This window comes from Xanthomonas prunicola (assembly GCF_025266575.1).
Lineage (GTDB): Bacteria > Pseudomonadota > Gammaproteobacteria > Xanthomonadales > Xanthomonadaceae > Xanthomonas > Xanthomonas prunicola.
This window is the reverse complement of sequence record NZ_CP096142.1, coordinates 2,977,173-2,994,395: the sequence shown is the minus strand read 5'-3', so window position 1 is coordinate 2,994,395 and position 17,223 is coordinate 2,977,173. Positions and strand designations below refer to the sequence as shown.

General features: G+C 65.7%; 17 protein-coding genes and 1 other RNA gene. 7 read left to right on the top strand and 11 right to left on the bottom strand.

Going from position 1 to position 17,223, the window contains the following annotated elements; translation table 11 throughout:
• The first annotated feature begins 183 nt into the window (after positions 1-183).
• From M0D43_RS12665 to M0D43_RS12645, 5 genes are read left to right on the top strand one after another with little or no spacing between them, the layout of a single operon-like run.
• Entirely contained in the window at positions 184-1,383 is a 1,200-nt protein-coding gene (locus tag M0D43_RS12665) for a beta-ketoacyl-[acyl-carrier-protein] synthase family protein (protein WP_252165053.1), read from the top strand.
• Complete coding sequence (locus tag M0D43_RS12660; RefSeq protein WP_252164893.1) at positions 1,383-2,156, top strand: beta-ketoacyl synthase chain length factor; 774 nt, start codon at positions 1,383-1,385, stop codon at positions 2,154-2,156. Before M0D43_RS12665 ends, M0D43_RS12660 begins: the two co-directional genes overlap by 1 nt.
• A complete protein-coding gene (locus tag M0D43_RS12655) occupies positions 2,153-2,974 on the top strand; it encodes a glycosyltransferase family 2 protein (protein ID WP_252164892.1) in 822 nt (273 codons plus the stop codon). The genes M0D43_RS12660 and M0D43_RS12655 overlap by 4 nt, the downstream gene beginning before the upstream one ends.
• On the top strand, positions 2,971-4,593 hold the full coding sequence (locus M0D43_RS12650) for an NAD(P)/FAD-dependent oxidoreductase (protein ID WP_252164891.1): 1,623 nt from the start codon (positions 2,971-2,973) through the stop codon (positions 4,591-4,593). Before M0D43_RS12655 ends, M0D43_RS12650 begins: the two co-directional genes overlap by 4 nt.
• A gap of 25 nt (positions 4,594-4,618) precedes the next feature.
• On the top strand, positions 4,619-5,080 hold the full coding sequence (locus M0D43_RS12645) for a hypothetical protein (RefSeq protein WP_252164890.1): 462 nt from the start codon (positions 4,619-4,621) through the stop codon (positions 5,078-5,080).
• A gap of 3 nt (positions 5,081-5,083) precedes the next feature.
• On the opposite strand, the gene M0D43_RS12640 is transcribed toward M0D43_RS12645, so the two are convergent.
• The 10 genes from M0D43_RS12640 to xanC all read right to left on the bottom strand — a co-directional run bounded on the left by M0D43_RS12640 (position 5,084) and on the right by xanC (position 12,749).
• A non-coding RNA gene (locus tag M0D43_RS12640) (sX9 sRNA) lies at positions 5,084-5,160 on the bottom strand.
• Between the two features lie 60 nt (positions 5,161-5,220).
• Positions 5,221-5,958 carry a 3-oxoacyl-ACP reductase FabG gene (fabG, locus tag M0D43_RS12635; RefSeq protein WP_252164889.1) on the bottom strand — a complete coding sequence of 246 codons (738 nt, stop codon included), beginning with the start codon at positions 5,956-5,958 and terminating at the stop codon, positions 5,221-5,223.
• A 227-nt stretch (positions 5,959-6,185) separates the two neighbouring features.
• Entirely contained in the window at positions 6,186-6,623 is a 438-nt protein-coding gene (locus tag M0D43_RS12630) for a hotdog family protein (protein ID WP_252164888.1), read from the bottom strand.
• Positions 6,610-8,976: an MMPL family transporter gene (locus M0D43_RS12625; protein ID WP_252164887.1), complete on the bottom strand. Its 2,367-nt coding sequence runs from the start codon at positions 8,974-8,976 to the stop codon at positions 6,610-6,612. The genes M0D43_RS12630 and M0D43_RS12625 overlap by 14 nt, the downstream gene beginning before the upstream one ends.
• Positions 8,977-9,114: 138 nt before the next feature.
• Positions 9,115-9,762 (bottom strand): LolA-related protein, encoded by a 648-nt coding sequence (locus tag M0D43_RS12620; RefSeq protein WP_313905025.1) that lies wholly within the window; start codon positions 9,760-9,762, stop codon positions 9,115-9,117.
• Entirely contained in the window at positions 9,686-10,660 is a 975-nt protein-coding gene (locus M0D43_RS12615) for a lysophospholipid acyltransferase family protein (RefSeq protein ID WP_252164886.1), read from the bottom strand. The genes M0D43_RS12620 and M0D43_RS12615 overlap by 77 nt, the downstream gene beginning before the upstream one ends.
• Entirely contained in the window at positions 10,657-10,944 is a 288-nt protein-coding gene (locus tag M0D43_RS12610; protein WP_484636953.1) for an ApeI family dehydratase, read from the bottom strand. The genes M0D43_RS12615 and M0D43_RS12610 overlap by 4 nt, the downstream gene beginning before the upstream one ends.
• Before the next feature lie 11 nt (positions 10,945-10,955).
• Complete coding sequence (locus M0D43_RS12605; RefSeq protein WP_252164884.1) at positions 10,956-11,705, bottom strand: lysophospholipid acyltransferase family protein; 750 nt, start codon at positions 11,703-11,705, stop codon at positions 10,956-10,958.
• A 53-nt stretch (positions 11,706-11,758) separates the two neighbouring features.
• Positions 11,759-12,442, bottom strand: coding sequence for a COG4648 family protein (locus M0D43_RS12600; protein WP_260808269.1), 684 nt, complete (start codon positions 12,440-12,442; stop codon positions 11,759-11,761).
• 37 nt (positions 12,443-12,479) lie between these two features.
• Positions 12,480-12,749 carry a xanthomonadin biosynthesis acyl carrier protein XanC gene (gene xanC / locus M0D43_RS12595; RefSeq protein ID WP_005914783.1) on the bottom strand — a complete coding sequence of 90 codons (270 nt, stop codon included), beginning with the start codon at positions 12,747-12,749 and terminating at the stop codon, positions 12,480-12,482.
• A 302-nt stretch (positions 12,750-13,051) separates the two neighbouring features.
• On the opposite strand from xanC, the gene M0D43_RS12590 reads away from it, so the two are divergent.
• Positions 13,052-14,401 (top strand): NAD(P)/FAD-dependent oxidoreductase, encoded by a 1,350-nt coding sequence (locus M0D43_RS12590; RefSeq protein WP_252165051.1) that lies wholly within the window; start codon positions 13,052-13,054, stop codon positions 14,399-14,401.
• Entirely contained in the window at positions 14,398-15,405 is a 1,008-nt protein-coding gene (locus M0D43_RS12585; protein ID WP_162301137.1) for a chorismate transformation FkbO/Hyg5 family protein, read from the top strand. The genes M0D43_RS12590 and M0D43_RS12585 overlap by 4 nt, the downstream gene beginning before the upstream one ends.
• 330 nt (positions 15,406-15,735) lie before the next feature.
• Here M0D43_RS12585 and M0D43_RS12580 read toward each other — a convergent pair whose 3' ends face one another.
• Positions 15,736-17,079 carry an AMP-binding protein gene (locus M0D43_RS12580; RefSeq protein ID WP_252164883.1) on the bottom strand — a complete coding sequence of 448 codons (1,344 nt, stop codon included), beginning with the start codon at positions 17,077-17,079 and terminating at the stop codon, positions 15,736-15,738.
• Between the last annotated feature and the right edge of the window lie 144 nt (positions 17,080-17,223).

Below are 17,223 nucleotides of genomic sequence, written 5' to 3'. Positions count from 1 at the left end.
GTCGATTGTGTCGCAATTGCGGCGACGGCGAAAGCGCGACTTGCGCGAAAAATCCCAGCCGCGTCAGCGACATGACTGTGACGTTCAGTTGCGCCGTCCACAGGACCCACGCGCGCCATCGATATACTGGCAGCACTTTTTGCCAGCCAGACCATCGTGAGCCAAGCGCAGCATTCGTCCCAGATGGCCCCGGTTGCCGTCACCGCGTTCACTTCCACCACCGCGCTCGGCGCCGGGCTCGCCGCCCAGGCCGCCGCATTGACCGCTCGGCGCAGCGGCCTGCGTCGCAACGATTTCGGACCGCAACCGCTGCTGCCCTGCTGGGTCGGCCGCGTCGATGGCGTAGAAGCCGTGGTGTTGCCCGATGCACTGCAGGAATGGGATTGCCGCAACAATCGCCTGGCCTGGCTGGCTCTGCAACAGGACGGCATAGCGCAAGCGATGCAGGCCGCCGCACAGCGCTACGGCGCCGAGCGGGTGGCGGTGATCATCGGCACGTCCACCTTCAGCATCGGCGCCAGCGAAGAAGCGTATACACGGCTGGTCGAAGACGCCGATGGCGCGCGCTTCCCCGAGGATCTGAATCGCCCCATCGTGCACACACCGCATTCGCTGGGCGACTTCGTGCAGCACGCCACCGGCCTGCGTGGCCCGTGCGTCACCGTGTCCACGGCCTGTTCGTCCAGCGCCAAGGTGTTCGCCCAGGCGGCGCGGCTGATGGAGGCCGGAGTGATCGACGCCGCACTGGTCGGCGGCGTGGACACCTTGTGCGGCAGCGTGCTGTTCGGCTTCAACTCGCTGCAGGTGGTGGCACCGGAGATGTGCCAGCCGTTCGATGCACGCCGGGTCGGCCTGAGCCTGGGCGAGGCCGGCGGCTTTGCGCTGCTCGAACGCCCGGCCGCCGCCCCGGATGCAGCGTTGTGGCTGTATGGCTATGGCGAATCCAGCGACGCGCACCATATGTCGGCGCCGCATCCGCAAGGGCTGGGCGCGCAGCTGGCGATGCGCGGTGCGCTCGACCGCGCCGGTCTGGAGCCAGCCGCGGTGGGCTATCTGAATCTGCACGGCACCGCTACGCCGGCCAACGACAGCGCCGAAGCCGCCGCCGTGGCAGCGATCTTCCCCGGCACCTTGCACGCCAGCTCGACCAAGGCCTGGACCGGCCACACCCTGGGCGCGGCCGGCATCGTTGAATCGGTGATCGCCCTGCTGGCGCTGCGCGACGGCGTGCTGCCGGGCACGCTCAACAGCGAGGTGCCCGACCCGGCCTGCGGCCCGCAGATCCGCTTCGACAACGCCCATGCCCGGATCGACTACGCCATTAACAACTCTTTCGGCTTTGGCGGCAACAACTGTTCGCTGCTGTTCGGGCGGGCCCGCTGATGCTGACCGCAACCATCGAAGGCATCGGCTTCTGGACCCAGGGGCTGCCCAACTGGGAGGCTGCCAGCGCATTCGCGCGCGGCGGCGCGCTGCAGGAAACCCCCGCTCGCCCGGCGCCGCAATTGCTGGCCGCCAACGAACGCCGCCGTGCGCCGGACACCGTGGCGGTGTCGCTGGAAACGGCGCTGGCCGCCTGCAGCGCCGCTGGCCGCGATCCGGCCAGCCTGCCGTCCATCTTTACCTCCACCTACGGCGATCTGGCCATCTCCGACTACATGTGCACCACCCTGGCCAGCGACCCATTGGCGATCTCGCCGACCAAGTTCCACAACTCGGTGCATAACGCCGCGGCCGGCTACTGGACCATCGGCGCCGGCGCGATGACCCCGGCGACCGCGATGAGCGCCAGCCTGGGCAGCTTCGCGCAGGGCCTGCTGGAAGCGCTGGTACAACGCGCCGCCGGCGCGGAGGCAGTGCTGCTGGCCAGCTACGACGCCCGCTCGGTCGGGCCGCTGGGTCGGGTCGCGCCCAGCCAGGGGCTGCTCGGTAGCGCGCTGGTGCTGGGCACGCCCGGCCAGGCCGGCAAGCCGCAGCTGCACGCGCATCTGCAAGACGGCACGCCCTCGCCCGGCGATGGCGCGCTGGCACGTCACGTCGCCAGCAATGCGATGGCGCCGATGCTGCCGCTGTTCGACCTGCTGGCCGGCAATGGCCACAGCGTGGCGCTGTATGCCGCCCCGGGCCGGGTATTGCGCGTGGAGATTCAACGATGAGCCGGCAACCGCTGAGCCGCGACGACACCGCCATTCTGGTGCCGGCCTTGAACGAGGCGCTGCGCATCCGCGAAGTGGTCACCGACGCGCTGACCTATTGCTCGCACGTCATCGTGGTCGACGACGGCTCCGACGACGGCACCGCCGAGTGCATCGCCGGCATGCCGGTCACGCTGATCCGTCACCCGCAGCGCATGGGCAAGGGTGCCGCACTGCGCAGCGGTTTTGCCGAAGCACAGCGTCTTGGCATGCGCGCGGTGATGACCATGGACGGCGACGGGCAGCATAAAGCGGCCGATTTCCCGCGCTTGCTGGCCGCTGCCAACCGTCACCCCGGCTGCGTGATCATCGGTGCGCGCATGCGCAAGCGCGCCACCCAGCCCACCATCCGCCGCATCGGCAACGATTTTGGTGACTGGGGCATTGCCTGGGGTTGCGGCTTTCGCCTGGTAGACAGCCAGAGCGGCCAGCGGCTGTATCCGGCGTCGGTGTTCACCCTGCCGAATGTGCCCGGCGAAGGCTTCGTGTTCGAAGCCCAGCTGCTGATTTCAGCCGCACGCCAGGCCGGCGCGCGCGTGGTCGCGGTGCCGATCGAAACCCGCTATGCCGGCACCTCGCCGGGCACCTTCCGCAAGAGCCATTTCCGGCTGGTGCGCGACCTGTGGAACATCACCTCGCATGTGGTCAAGCAGGTGTGGGCCTATGGCCACATCTGGCGCGAGTACCGCAATGTGCGCGCCAACCCGGTGATCATCGACGATGCCGACGCCGAATTTGCTACTGTGCCTGCGGTTACCAAGAGCAAGCCATCCCCATGAATGCACAGCGTGCCGATGTCGTTATCACCGGTGGTGGTCTGGCCGGCCTGAGTCTGGCCTTGCAGCTGCGTCAACGCGACCCGGAGCTTGCGATCACCGTGCTGGAGCGCCGTGCGCACCCGGTGCGCGAGGCGGCGTTCAAGGTGGGCGAATCCACGGTGGAAATCGGCGCGCATTATTTTGCCGACGTGCTGGGCCTGCGCGAGCATCTGGAGACCGAGCAGATCCGCAAGTTCGGGTTCCGCTTTTTCTTCTCCGACAAGCGCGAGGACATCGACCGCTGCACCGAGCTGGGCGTCAGCCAGATCCTGCCGACGCCGTCGTGGCAGATCGACCGCGGCCGCTTCGAGAATTTCCTCGGTGAACGTGCGCGCGCGCAGGGCATCGCCTTTGTCGACAGTTGCAGCGTCAAAGGCATCGAGTTGTCCGAAGACGACACCGACCATGCGGTGCGCTTCGAACGCGACGGCACGCCCGGCACGCTGAGCGCACGCTGGGTGGTCGATGCCAGCGGCCGCGCTGGCCTGATCAAGCGCAAGCTCGGCCTGGCGCAGGACAACGACCACAACGCCAATGCGGTGTGGTGGCGGGTGGAAGGTCTGATCGACCCCAATGGCTGGTCGCAGGACAGCAGCTGGCTGCAGCGCTGCACACCGCCGGACCGCTGGCGCTCGACCAATCACATGTGCGGGCCGGGTTACTGGTTCTGGCTGATTCCGCTGTCTTCGGGCGCACATTCGCTGGGCATCGTCTGCGATGCGCAGATGCACCCGCTGGAGACCATGAACACGCACGAGAAAGCCATGGACTGGCTGCGCCTGCATCAACCGCAGGTCGCCGCATCGCTGGACAAGGCCGACTACCGCCTGCAGGACTTCCTGTTCCTGCGCAAGTTTTCGTATGGCTGCAAGCAGGTGTTCTCGTCGCAGCGCTGGGCGCTCACCGGCGAGGCGGGCTTGTTCCTGGATCCGTTCTATTCGCCCGGCAGCGACTTCATCGCGATCTCCAACACCTATATCTGCGAACTGATCGGCCGCGATCGTGCCGGCAGGTCGCTCAGCCCGTATACCGAGCTGTATGAGCAGCTGTATTTCTCGTTCTACGAAAACACCTTGACCCTGTATCAAGACCAGTACGCGCTGTTCGGCGACGAGCAGGTCATGCCGGTCAAGGTGATCTGGGATTACACCTACTACTGGTCGTTGCTGGCACCGCTGTTCTGCAGCGGGCGCATCGCCAATCTCAGTTTGCTCTCGCGCATGAAAAACGACTTTCTGTCTGCGCGCGATATGAATCTGGCAATGCAGCAGGTGCTGCACGACTGGGGCATGCGCAATACTGACCAGGGCATCACCACCGGCACCGGACGGCTGCTGGACCAATACCTGATCGGCTGGTTCAACGAGCTCAATGGGGCATTGAACGACACGCTGGACGACGACGCGTTTGTCGCGCGCATTCATCGCAACGTCGCGCAGATGGCGGTGTTGGCACGCGAGATCCTGCAGCAGGCACGTCAACGCTACCCGGACCTTCCCGACCACGGTCTGGATGCGTTGACTGCCAATGCCAACGGCGATCCGATTCTTACTGCCCCCTGGTATGCCGACGCGGCGTGAGACCTGCCATACGTAGGGTGCGCGAATGAAATTCGCTTGTTTCGCTACATTAGTTGCAATCAGCACACCGACGTATGCAGCAGAGATTGCCTCGTGCTCAAATCCTGAGGGAAAAGGCTATTACGCCGAGACAGGCGTCATTACAGCCAAAGACAGTCGCTGGAACGATGAAAGGATCACAGGCGGTCTGACCAAGCTCTCAAAGCATGGGGACGATTACGATCTGATTTATGTAGATGTTCGCCAGGAGATAGTGTCAGCTCGCGAGGAAGGAGCACGAATAATGCTTCTGAGCCGGGGCATCACTTCGCTATCCGTTCTGGTTGTTTATCCGGGGAAGACCGCCGAGGTTTACACCTTTCTCAAGACATCCTCAGGAAAACTGGAATACATCCACACGCTTAGTCGTGCTGGTGATGAAGTCCTCATTACCAAGGCATCCGTGATGCGCGGGCAATGCCGCTACATCAACTTCGATGCAATTTAGGGCGGCTACCAAAACGTAGCGAGCAGTCGTCAGGTGGGCGTGGACGGCGCACTCAGAACCGGAATGTACGAGTTGTACATGAGGATTCGAGCACCGGCCGCGCCCGCCTGGCGGCTACGCAGTAGTTTTGTTAGTCGCCCTCAGCCCATCCCACCGTTGACGCCAATGACTTGGCCATTGATGTAGCCGGCCGCTTCCGAGCACAGAAAGGCGACCAGCGCAGCCACGTCATCGGGCGTGCCGACGCGGCCGGCCGGTACCAATTGCTTGATCACCTCCGGTGCAAAACTGTCGCCGACCATGTCGCTTTCGATGACGCCGGGCGCGACAACATTCACTGCGATACCGCGGCTGGCCATTTCGCGCGCGAGCGACTTGCTGGCACCGTGCAACGCTGCCTTGGCGGCGGCGTAGTTGGTCTGTCCGCGATTGCCCAACACGGCCGCCACCGACGACACACTGACGATGCGGCCCCAACGCGTGCGCGCCATCGGCAGCAACAACGGCTGGGTCACGTGGAAGAAACCGTGCAGGGAGACATCGATCACGCGATGCCACTGCTCTACGTTCATACCCGCCATCGGCGCGTCGTCATGGATGCCCGCGTTGTTGACCACGATCTGGATCGGACCGGCTTCCAGCAAGCTCTCCAACGCCACCGAACTTGCCTGCGCGTCAGCCACATCGAAGGCCACTGCCTGTGCGCTACCGCCATCGGCCACGATCGCAGCAACCACCTCTTGCGCACGCGCCAAATTGCGATTGGCATGCACGATCACATGCCGGCCCTGCGCAGCCAGGTGACGGCAGATCGCACCGCCAAGATCGCCGCTGCCGCCGGTGACGAGTGCGCGACGTTGTGGAATGGATGTGCTCATGAACGTCTCGATGGAGCCGCATATGCGGCGGCGGGAACAAAAGAGGGCATCATCCTAACCAGTCATGCCGGCCAGATGCCAGCCATCTGCTCAAGACTGATAACGCTGCGCGACCGAGAAAACGAAGGCACATCACGCGGTGATGCGGGCATGCGGTTGTGCACCAACGCCCCCCCAGATCAGCCGGACATCGCGCCGACGCCGAGCCAATCCAAGGATCAAACGCGCTACGACTGCGCGGCCCCCAGCATCACCGTGGCACGCCCTTCGGCAAGCACGTGCTCGCCATGCGTCAGGCGAAAACTGTATTGCTGACTATCCTCGCCCTGCATCAGCACCTGTGCTTGGCAGTCGATCGCCTCCGGCAGCGTTTCCAGATAGCTCACGTGCAACTCCACGCCACGCAGCGCCACCAGCATGCCCGGGCGTACCAGCTTGCCAGACGCGCGGCCCAGCAGACCACCATGCACGGCCATGGCCTGCGCGCCGTATTCGCACAGATGTAGCGCACGCAGGCGCCCGTTGGACCGCAACGGATGCGCATCGCTGCGATGCGCGTGACTGCGCAGCACGATGCGCTGCGCATCCCACTCGATCACTTCTTCCCACAGGCACATGCTGCCCTGGTGCGGAATCAGCGTGGCAATCGCGTCACGTCCCTGCATGCGGCTCTCCATTGGCTGTGCGTTCCAGCGCCGGTTCGCGCGACACCAGCAAGGCCAGAATGAAATTGAACAACACGCCCAGCGCCACCGTGCTGCCGATGGCACGCAATACCGGAATGCTGGAAGCGGCCAACAACGCGAACACCAGCAGCGTCATCAGGCTGCATACGATCAATGCATGCAGCGTGCGTAGCTGGTCGGCATGATCGTCGCCGGCGTGATCGAAGAACAGTGCGTAATCCAGGCCCAGGCCGGCAGCCAGGATCAGCGCGATCAGATGGAACAGATTGAGCTCCACCCCGGTGCCGCGCAGGATGGCCAAGATCAGCACCGTGGTCAGCGCCATCGGCAGCAGCACGCGTACGATGCGGCGCGGGCTGCGCAGTGCGATCGCCACGGTCACCGCCAGCAACAATGCGGCCAGTACCAGCGCACCGAGCACGCGGCCACGGTAGGCAGCCACCAAGGATTCGGAGGCGTCCTTCAGATCCAGCAATTGCGCGCCGCTGCCTTGCACGGCAGCCGCCAGGACCGCCGGATCGCGCAGGCCGGTCAATGACACCAACGCGGTGCTGCGATCGCCACGGCCCAGCAACAGGCCACCGACCGACGTCGCCAGCGGCGAGCCGGTCAGATCCTTCGGCAGCAGCGGTGCGGCGCGCTTGGCTTCATTCAGATCCTGCAGGAACGGCGCAAATGCATCGCTGCGGAACGGCGTGGTGGCGACGGCAATCTCGGTCAACGCACGCGCCTGCGCCGCGTCGGGCAATGCCGCCTGGCGCGCATGCTGGGTCTTGGCGCTGGGCAGATAGCGTGCCGCCATGTCGTAACCGAGCAACTCACCATCGCGCACCAATGCATCCAGGCGCGGGCGCAATTGCTCGCTGGCCTGCAACGCCGCCTCATCGTTCGCTGCCGGCAGTGCCAGCACGTAACGCACATCCGGTGCGCCCAGTTCCTGACGCAGATGCATGTCCTGCGCCAATGCCTTGGGCGGCACCGGCGTCAGCTTCGACAGATCGTTCTGCCAGAACTGCCCCGGCGCAAACACGATCACCGCAAGGCCAACCACGGCCATCACCGCCAGGCTGATGCGTGGCCGCGGCAAGCGCGCCACGCCCCGCCACAGCACGGCCAGCAGGCGCGAATCGGCATAGTCGCGCGGGGCCGGATCGATCAGGGCCGGAAGCATCCACCGCGTGGTGACCGCGGCGGTAGCAAGGCCGGCGATGGTGAACACCGCCAGCTGCCGCAAGCCGTCCACACCGGAAAACAGGAAGGTCACATAGGCAATGCAGGTGGAGACCACACCGGTGGCCAGCGTCGGCCACAGATGCCGCGCGTTTTCGCGTGGATCCAGACCGGGGCGCTGATGGCTGAACAGGTGAATCGGATAATCCTGCACCACGCCGATCAGCGTGAACCCGAACGCCACGGTGATGCCGTGCACGCCGTCGAATAGCAGTGCGACAGCCCCCAAACCGGCCAGACCGGCGCTGGCCAGCGGCAACACGCCAAGGACCGGAATCTTCCAACTGCGGTAGGCCACCAGCAGCAACAGCACCAGACCCACCGTATCCAGGGTGCCGATCCACTGCGCCTCGCCTTGGGTGCGCGCGGTGATTTCCACGGCGAATGCGCCCGGCCCGGTCAGCGTCAACTGCGTGGACGTGCCTTTGCTGACTTTCGCGAAAGCTGCCTGCACGGCGTCATAGGCCAGCTGCTGGCCGGTAGGGTCGAAGCCGGCCGCGCGTGTCTGCACGATCAACAGCGCCGAGGTGCCGGCACGATCGAACCACACGTCATTGCGCGTCTGCGGCATCGTTGCGGGCTGCAGGGTTTCGGCCAGATGCAGGATTTCCATCGTGGGGTCGCGCGGCAGCAACGGTTCCACCATGGCCGCCGCCGGCGAGCCCAGATCCTGCACGCGTGCCTGCAACGCGGTTTGCAGCGTCGGCGCGTCGAGCGGGGTCGTGTCGAAGCTGTCGCTGAGCAGGTAGCGATACGGCAGCAAGCGCTTGGGAATCGCCTCCAACCCAGCGCTGCCACCGTTGCCGACCAGTTCGAACAGGTCCGGCTGTGCGGCCAGCGCTTTCTGCAGTTGCTGCGACTGCTCGGCCAAGGTGACGGGGTCGCTATTGGACAACGCCATCAGCAGCAGCCGCGACCCAGGGCCTTCGCCGAGCTCTTCGATCAGCAGTTTTTGCGCCGGCGTGCGCGGGGCGGGCATGAATTTACGCAGGTCGCCGGTGACCTTGAGCGTCTCGCTCAGCCAGAATCCAGCCACTGCCAGCAATGCCAGCCACAGCAGCGCCAGGCCGATGCGGCGGTTTGCGTTCAATTCAAGCGCCATGGTGTGCGTGTCCTGCGACAGCGGCCGAACGCCCACCGGCCGTGCGCACGGCATCGGCGGTTATCGGCGAGATGCGCTTTCCAGCTGCCAATGGTGTGATGTTTTCAGAGACGACCGGCGCAACCATCCCGCGCGCGGTCACGCGCCCGAACCGTGGCAGAGCGTGGTCAACGCGGCGACATCGGTCACGCCGGCCGCCGCGCGCGCCGCGCCGGCCAGCAGCGTGCGCTGCACGTCCCCCTTGGCCGGCACGCTTTCGATACACCGCAGTTCGTCGTTGCGTCCGTACAGACGCAATTCGCGCACCTGCTTGGCCACGGCGGCGTCCTTGGGCTGCAACGTCAGCTGCCAGGCCTGCGGCTGACCCTGCCCATTGACGCTGTAGTGCTGCTCCAGCAGCGTCCGGTCACCCGACAGCAACGCGCCGAAGCCGGACTTCAAGCCGGCCAGTTCGGGCACGCGGCTCAACGAAAAACGGCGTGGCGATTTGCCTTCGCGTTCCAGCACGCCTTCGTCGCCGGTCAGCGTGGTGGTTTCGTGGTAGGGCGCACTCACTTCGCGCACCAGCGTCTGCGCATCCGGGCGACGGTAGTGCCCCTCCACGCGCAACGGCGTCTTCAGCAAGGCAGAACCCCGCAGTTCGACGAATTCGGTGCTGACCGGTGCGGGGCGAGCCAGGCGCTGCAGCACCTGCCCGACGTCCAGCGTCTCAGGCGGTGCGGCGCATAGCGGTGCGGCGCTGAACAGCAGTATCAGCATCCACGGCAGGGTGCGGCACATCGGCATGGTGGGTGTTCCAGAAATCGTAGAAGTTGAACCAGTTGTACGGCGCGTAGCAGGTGTAATGTTCCAGCCTGGCAGCGTAATCGCGCATGAGTACCGCAAGCACGGGAGCGCGCTGACGACGCGGTACGTCCAGACCTTCGCTGAAGGTTTCGAATGCCAGCTCGTAATGATTGCCACCGCGATACAAGCCGAACGCCAGCACCACCGGCACCTTGAGCGCAGCGGCGATCAGCCAGGGCGAGGTCGGGAACATCGCGTTGCGGCCGAGGAACATCGCCGGCAGCGCCGGGTCGCCTTCGCGCGGGCGGTCGATGAGCAGCGCCACCAGCGCACCTGCATCGGTGGCTTCCTTGATCGCCATGACGATCGAGGTTGCATCCATGCCGGCGTCGATGATGTTGGCAGCCAGCTGCGGGTTGAGCGCACCCAGCAGGTCGGTCATGGCGCGGTTGTGCGCCTTGTCCAGCACCACCTTGACCTGCACGTCCGGACGCTCGGTGGCCAGCACGCGCAGCGCATCGAAGCTGCCCAGGTGCGAACCGAAGATCAGCACGCCGCGACCGCGATCCATTTGCGTGTGCAGTTGATCCAGGCCGCTGATGTCCACGCGGAAGCGCTGCATCTGCCCGCACAGCATGTAGACCCGGTCCAGGATGGTCGACGCAAAGGTGTGGAGGTGGCGCGCCACATCGCGCAGCGTGGCCGGACGGCCCAGCACCCGCGCCAGATAGGCACGCGAGGCCGCGCGTTCAGGCGCACGCACCAGCAGGAAATACAGCGTGATCGGATACAGCAGCGCGCGCCCCACCGCCCGCCCGCCGTGCCGTGCGATACCGCGGATCAGCCACAACGCAAAGCGCCCACCGCCTTCCGGACGCTGTTTCCAGTGCTTGCTCATGCCGCCGCCTCCGCCACCAGTTCGCCGCTGACCAGCAGTGCACCGTCGCGCTGCACGCGGAAGCGCCAGCGCGGGCCATCGCCTTCCAGCGTGACCGAGGCGGTCTGCCCGGGCAGCAACGGCTGCACGAACTTCACCTGCGGCAGGCGTGCGGCTGCGCGCGGACCATGCACTGCTTCCACGGCCTGCAGCACATGGTCGAGCACGACCACGCCAGGCACCACGGGGCGACCCGGAAAGTGCCCGGGCAGGCAGGGATGATCATGCGGCACGACGAAATCCATAAGCGCGGAACTCAGATCCTGGGTTGAAGCATTGCAGCCACGGCCTTGTGTGCCTGCTCGGTCAATTGTTGGCGATCCGGCGCATCCGGCCCGGTCACCGCGATCGGCGTACCGATCCGCACGCGGATGATGCCGGGGCGCACCCTGAACAGGCCATCGACCGGCAATACCTTGCCGCAGCCGTCCAGCGCCACCGGAACCACCTGCACGCCAGCATCGATAGCGGCCTGCAGTAGCCCGGCCTTGAATGGCAATAATGCGCCGGTGCGGCTGCGGGTGCCTTCGGGAAACAGACACAACTGTTTGCCCTCGCGCAACAGCGCGGCCGCCTGACGGCGCACCAGCGCCCCTGCCCTGCGGCTGTCGCGGTCCAGAAACAGCATGCCGGTGGCGCGCGCATACCAGTTCACGAACGGCACCTTGAGCATTTCTTCCTTGAGCAAGAAGCGCAGCGGCACCGGCAGGGCGTGGAACAGCGCGCAAATGTCGATGATCGACTGGTGGTTGCTCACGAACAGATAGTTCTTGGACCAATCCACCCGCTCGCGCCCTTCCACGATGACCTGGGCGCCCGCACCGCTAAACAGCACCGGCGACCACATCCAGCCGCCCATGCGCAGCATCCGGTCGGCATCGCGCGTGATCGCCAGCAATACCAATGCGTAGACGATCCCGCCAGCGGTAAAGGCCAGCGTGAACGCCAATTGCAACAGGTTGAACACAGTCCACGCCAGGCGCGACGGCATCCTTGCCAACGGCATCTTTGTCTTGTCCCCGAAAATATGCACGTACGTCGCTACCCCTGGCCACGCACTCAGCGCAGCAGATCGCGCCAGAAGTCCGGCCCGAGCCGCGCCATCTGACGCAAGAAGTCTGGCAGATTACGATAGGGACGCTGTGGAAACCAGCGGCCGCGCAATAGATATTCCCCAATGAAGAAGCCACCAATCACGCCATAGCAGAGCAGATTGGCGAACAACGAGGCGCGCGTATCGCTGATCGGCAGCGGCGAGGCATCGCCCAACTGCGCCAGCACGCCGCTGGGTTCGGCGCACAGGCCCAGCACCAGATTCGCCAGGGTCAGGCCGCAGAGCAGCAGTGCCCAGGCCAGCGTGAGGCGGCGCGTGTAGCGGCGTTGTTCGGGGGTGATCGGCATGCCGGCCTGGCCGTACAGGCCTTCCACAATGCGCGTGATCAGCGGCGTGCGTCCGGCCCGCAGGCTGCGCCCGAAGAACCAGGCGACCCAACCGGTGAACACCACCGGCGGCGCCGCCAGCACCAACATCGCATACGGCGAATGCCACAACGCGCCCAGTCCGGCAAGGAGCAGCAGTGCCAGCGCCCAGGCCCAGGCCCGACGCGCAACCATCGGTTCGATCAACACCATCAGCACCAGCAAACCGCCGGCGACGACGGCCACCTCCGGGCGGTGGCTGGCATTGGCCCAATGGGCCAACGGCGAATACGCCACCGCCAGCAGAACGCCTAGCCCCAGCACCCACGCGGGTGCGTCGGGGGATTGCGCAGTCGGCAGATCAGACGGTCTTGTTGGCTTGGACATGCGCCGACAATGCGCGCAGCGACGCGAAGATGCGACGGTTCTCGTCGTTGTCCGAACGCAGCTGGAAGCCGTAGCGCTTGCTGATCGCAAGCGCCAGTTCCAGCGCATCGATCGAGTCCAACCCCAGCCCGGTATTGAACAACGGCGCCTCCGGGTCGATGTCGGCGGGCTGGACGTCTTCCAGGTTCAGGCTTTCGACCAGGAGTTCGGCCAGTTCACGTTCGGCAGCGGTTTGCGAGGACATCCAGGATTTCCACAGGTCAGGGTCGGGCAACAAGAGTGAGAACAAGCGACAGCAGCGCGGGCGACCATCGGAGTGCGTGGGCGTCGCGCCGGCCGTAGTGTACGTTGCCGCCGCGGCCAATCCGAGCATCTGCCGCGCGGTCTGGCCGGCGCCTGTACGTGCTGCCGGCGTTCTTCACACATGGACCGGCGGCCCGCAAGCTGTCTGAGCGGCCCAGCAGGCTATCATGACTGCATGACGCTCGCCCGCCGCAGGTTCGTTCCAGGATGACTTCCAACGCTGTTCGCCACACCCCGACCGCCATGCCGGCAGCCGGGCCGGCTCCCGGACCGGAGTGTCCGGATGTCCTGATCGTCGGCGGCGGCCCGGCTGGCTGCGCTGCGGCCGTCGCGCTTGCCGAGCTCGGCTGGTCCGTCACCCTGCTCGAGAAGGAGCAGCATCCGCGCTTTCATATCGGCGAATCGTTGCTGCCGATGAACATGCCGATTCTCGAACGCCTGGGCGTGCTCGAAGATGTGCGCGCCATCAGCGTGCTCAAGCGTGGCGCGGATTTTCCGAACGACAGCGGCGGCTACAACACGTTTCGTTTTTCGCACGCGCTCGATGCCAAGGCCGATTTCGCCTTCCAGGTGCCACGCGCGCAATTCGACCAGGTGCTGTTCCAGCGCGCGCGTGCGGTGGGCGTGGATGCACGCGAACAGGTCTGCGTTGAGCAGGTCGCCTTCGACGGCGAACAACCCGTGCTGCAGGCACGCACGGCAGATGGTGGCGTGCAGCACTTCCGCCCGCGCTATCTGCTCGATGCCAGCGGCCGCGATACCTTTCTGGGCACCCGCCTCAAGCTCAAACGTGCCAATGCCAAGCACCAATCGGCCGCATTGTTCAGCCACTTCCGCGGCGTGACACGCCGCCCGGGCGAGGATGCCGGCAACATCAGCATCTACCGGCATGCGCATGGCTGGATGTGGCTGATTCCCCTGCCGGACGACATCATGAGCGTGGGCGCAGTCTGCTACCCCGAGTACATGAAGACCCGCAAGGGCGACAGCGAGGGCTTTTTGATGCGCACGCTGGCGCTCAATCCGGAGCTCAATGCGCGCATGCTCGGTGCCGAGCGCGTGGCACCGGTGCATGCCACCGGCAATTACGCCTACGAATGCACGCGCATGGCCGGGCCGCGCTGGTTGATGCTGGGCGATGCCTACACCTTCGTCGACCCGATGTTCTCCTCCGGCGTGTTTTTGGCCATGCACGGCGCCGAGCGCGGCGCAGCAATGGTGGATGCCGCACTGCGCGCGCCACAGTCGGAAGCAAAACTGCAGCGCGCCTTACAACGCGAACTGACGCGCGGCGTGGATGAATTCAAGTGGTTCATCTACCGCTTCACCTCGCCCACCATGCGCGCCTTGTTCGCACAGCCGCAAAATACCTGGCAGGTGGAACAGGCGGTGGTGGCGATGCTGGCCGGCGACGTGTTCGACAGCCCCAAAGTCCGCATCCGCCTGCGCGCCTTCCGCGCCCTGTACGCGCTCACCACCTTGTCGATGATGCCGCGCGCCTGGCAGTCGTGGCGCCAGCGCCGACGCCAGGCCAAGCTCGGCTTCGAGGGCGACACCTTGCAACGCGACACGCAACAACGAGACGCTCAATGACCGCTTCCCAGGCCCAGACCACGCACGCCGTGCGCCATCACCGGCTGCAGGTCGACTATGTCGACCAGACCGACCCTGCCGTGCTGCTGGCCGACCCGCAGGTGCTGGCCGTATTCGGCTTCGGCACTGCGGCGCCGCGCCTGGACGACCCACGCTACCTGCGCGTGCCGCTGCAGCCGTATCAGGCCGAGGTGCTGGAGGTGTGGCGGACCGATGCGCCGGTGCGCAGCGGCCGCCATGGCAACATCGCCTGGTCCAGCGATGGGCACTTGCAGTTCGGCGTGATCGAGATCGACGAGCAGAATGTCGATATCGAAGAAGCCGCCGCCAGGGCGTATGCGGAAATCACCGCCTTCGTCAGCAACAGCCAGACGCCGCGGTTGCTGCGGATCTGGAATTACCTCGACGCCATCACCCTGGGTAGCGGCGACCGCGAACGTTACCGGCAGTTCTGCGTGGGCCGCGCACGCGGGTTGGGCGCATTCGACACCGCGCAGTTGCCGGCCGCCACCGCGGTGGGCCGTTGCGACGCCGAGCGCATCATCCAGATCTACTGGCTGGCAGCCGCCAATGCCGGTACGCCGCTGGAAAACCCGCGCCAGGTCAGCGCCTACAACTACCCGCGCCAGTACGGCCCGCAACCGCCCAGCTTCGCCCGCGCCATGCTGCCGCCGGCCGGCAGCGACATGCCATTGCTGTTGTCAGGCACCGCTGCCGTGGTGGGCCACGCCTCGATGCACACCGGCCAGTTACTGGCGCAGCTGGAAGAAACCTTTGCCAACTTCGACGCGTTGCTCGGCGCCGCGCGTCAGCATGCAACTGCGCTACCTGCGCAGTTCGGTGCCGGCACCCGCCTGAAAGTCTATGTGCGCGAGCGCGACGACCTGCCCAAGGTTGCGCAAGCACTGGACGCCCGCTTCGGCGCTGCGGTCCCGCGCCTGCTGCTGCACGCGGTGATCTGCCGCGATGAGCTGGCAGTGGAGATCGATGGGGTGCATGGGTAACCTCCTTGCCGCGGGGGCCATCTGCGGCAGTCGGTTGAGCAGCAATGACTGAGCAGGCGATGCGGGAGCACGTGACGTGGGCGTTTTTTTGCGCCATGCGTCTCCAGCACAGCATCGAAGGCATCAGACAGTTGCTGACAAATGGTGGGACAGCACTGCTTTTAAGCTGACGTCTTCCACACGGACTGAGCTGCCACGTTGAGGCAACGCTCAGGGCCCTGCGTCAAACACGCCTGCTTGCGCGTTTTTCGCGCGCTGTCTGCAGACAGTCAGCGCCAAACTGACCGTCACATCATTCGCCTGACTGCTGCACGCACGCGCTTGGGTCGCTCAGCCATTGAGCAACCCAAGCACCACATCGCGCGGCAGTTTGCCGGTTTCGTTGCGTGGCAATGCGGCGACTTTGCGCAGGCGACGCGGCAGAAAGACGGGATCCACGCTGACGCGCAGTGCGGCCAGCACCTGGGCTTCGTCCAGGGTAGGCGCGACCACCAGCGCGGCGATGCGGCCGACGGCCTGGCCGGGGTCGGGCGCGAGTTGCACGATGATGCCATCGACCACGCCGGGAATGGCGAGCAGGCGCCGAGTGAGATCGGCCAGCGATGCGCGTTTTCCGGCGATTTCCAGCAGATCGGCCTGACGGCCGCGCACCTGAAAACGGCCGTCGTCTGCCACGTCCATCATGTCGGCCAGCAGCACCGGTGTGGCCAGATGCGGCGCATGCACCAGCGTGCCTGCAGCCTGCGTTTCCAGATGCACGCCGGGCAAGGGCGTCCACGCCGCGTCCAATGCCGTGCGACGCACGGCGAACACGCACGTTTCGGTGGAGCCGAACATCTCGCGCACTTCACCGCCGAAACGCGCTTCGGCGGCAGCGGCAATTTCCGGCGCCAGCGGTGCAGTGGCCGACACGATGCCGGCCAGCGGCGGCAATGCCACACCCGATTCGACCAACGCACGCAGATGCACCGGCGTGGTCACCAAGACACGCGGCGCGGGAATATCGGCCAGCGCACGTGCCACATCGTCCGGAAAGAACGGCCGCCCGGCGTGCACTGCCAGGGTGGTCACCATCGGCAGCAGCACCGACAACTCCATGCCATACATGTGCTGCGGCGGCACCGTGGCGACCACGTGCGGCACGGCGTCGGTGTGCGCCCACAGGCTTTCCAGCGCGACCAGATCCTGACGCGTGCTGGTCAGGAAACTGCCCCAGGTCTTCGGATTGGGTTGCGGACTGCCGGTGCTGCCGGAAGTGAAACCGATCGCCACCAGTGCATCGTCGGCCAGTTGCGGAATCGGGCCCTCGGCCTGCGGCAATTCGGCCGGCAGCTGCCAATACCGCGGCGGCGCGAGCTCCAACTCCAGATCGCCCAGGCAATACGCATCGACGTGGCGCGCCTGCACTTCGCCCACTACGGCGGGTGCGCGCGACGATGGCAGCAGCGACACCTGACCGCGCAGCGCACACGCGTAGAACGCCACCATGAAACGGTAGCGGTCCTCGCACAGATTCACTGCGTGACTGCCCGCGGGCAGCTGCTGCGCCAGACCGTGCACATGCGCGATGAAGGTAGCCAGATCGACCGACTGCCCCGCGCGCCAGGCCAGCGGCCGGTCCAGCGCACCAACAGCCATCGGATGGGAAATAGCGGGAGCAGGCTGGCTGGGCATGAAAACCGAGGGTCGCAAAGGCGCGCTAGCTTGGCCGCCACCCGCGCTGCTGGCAAGTCGGGAGGTTCCCTCTGCGGCAAGCCGCGTTGATCGACGCGAGCGCGTGGTATGCCGATGGCTTGCGCAGTTGCGTGTGCGGCGCGT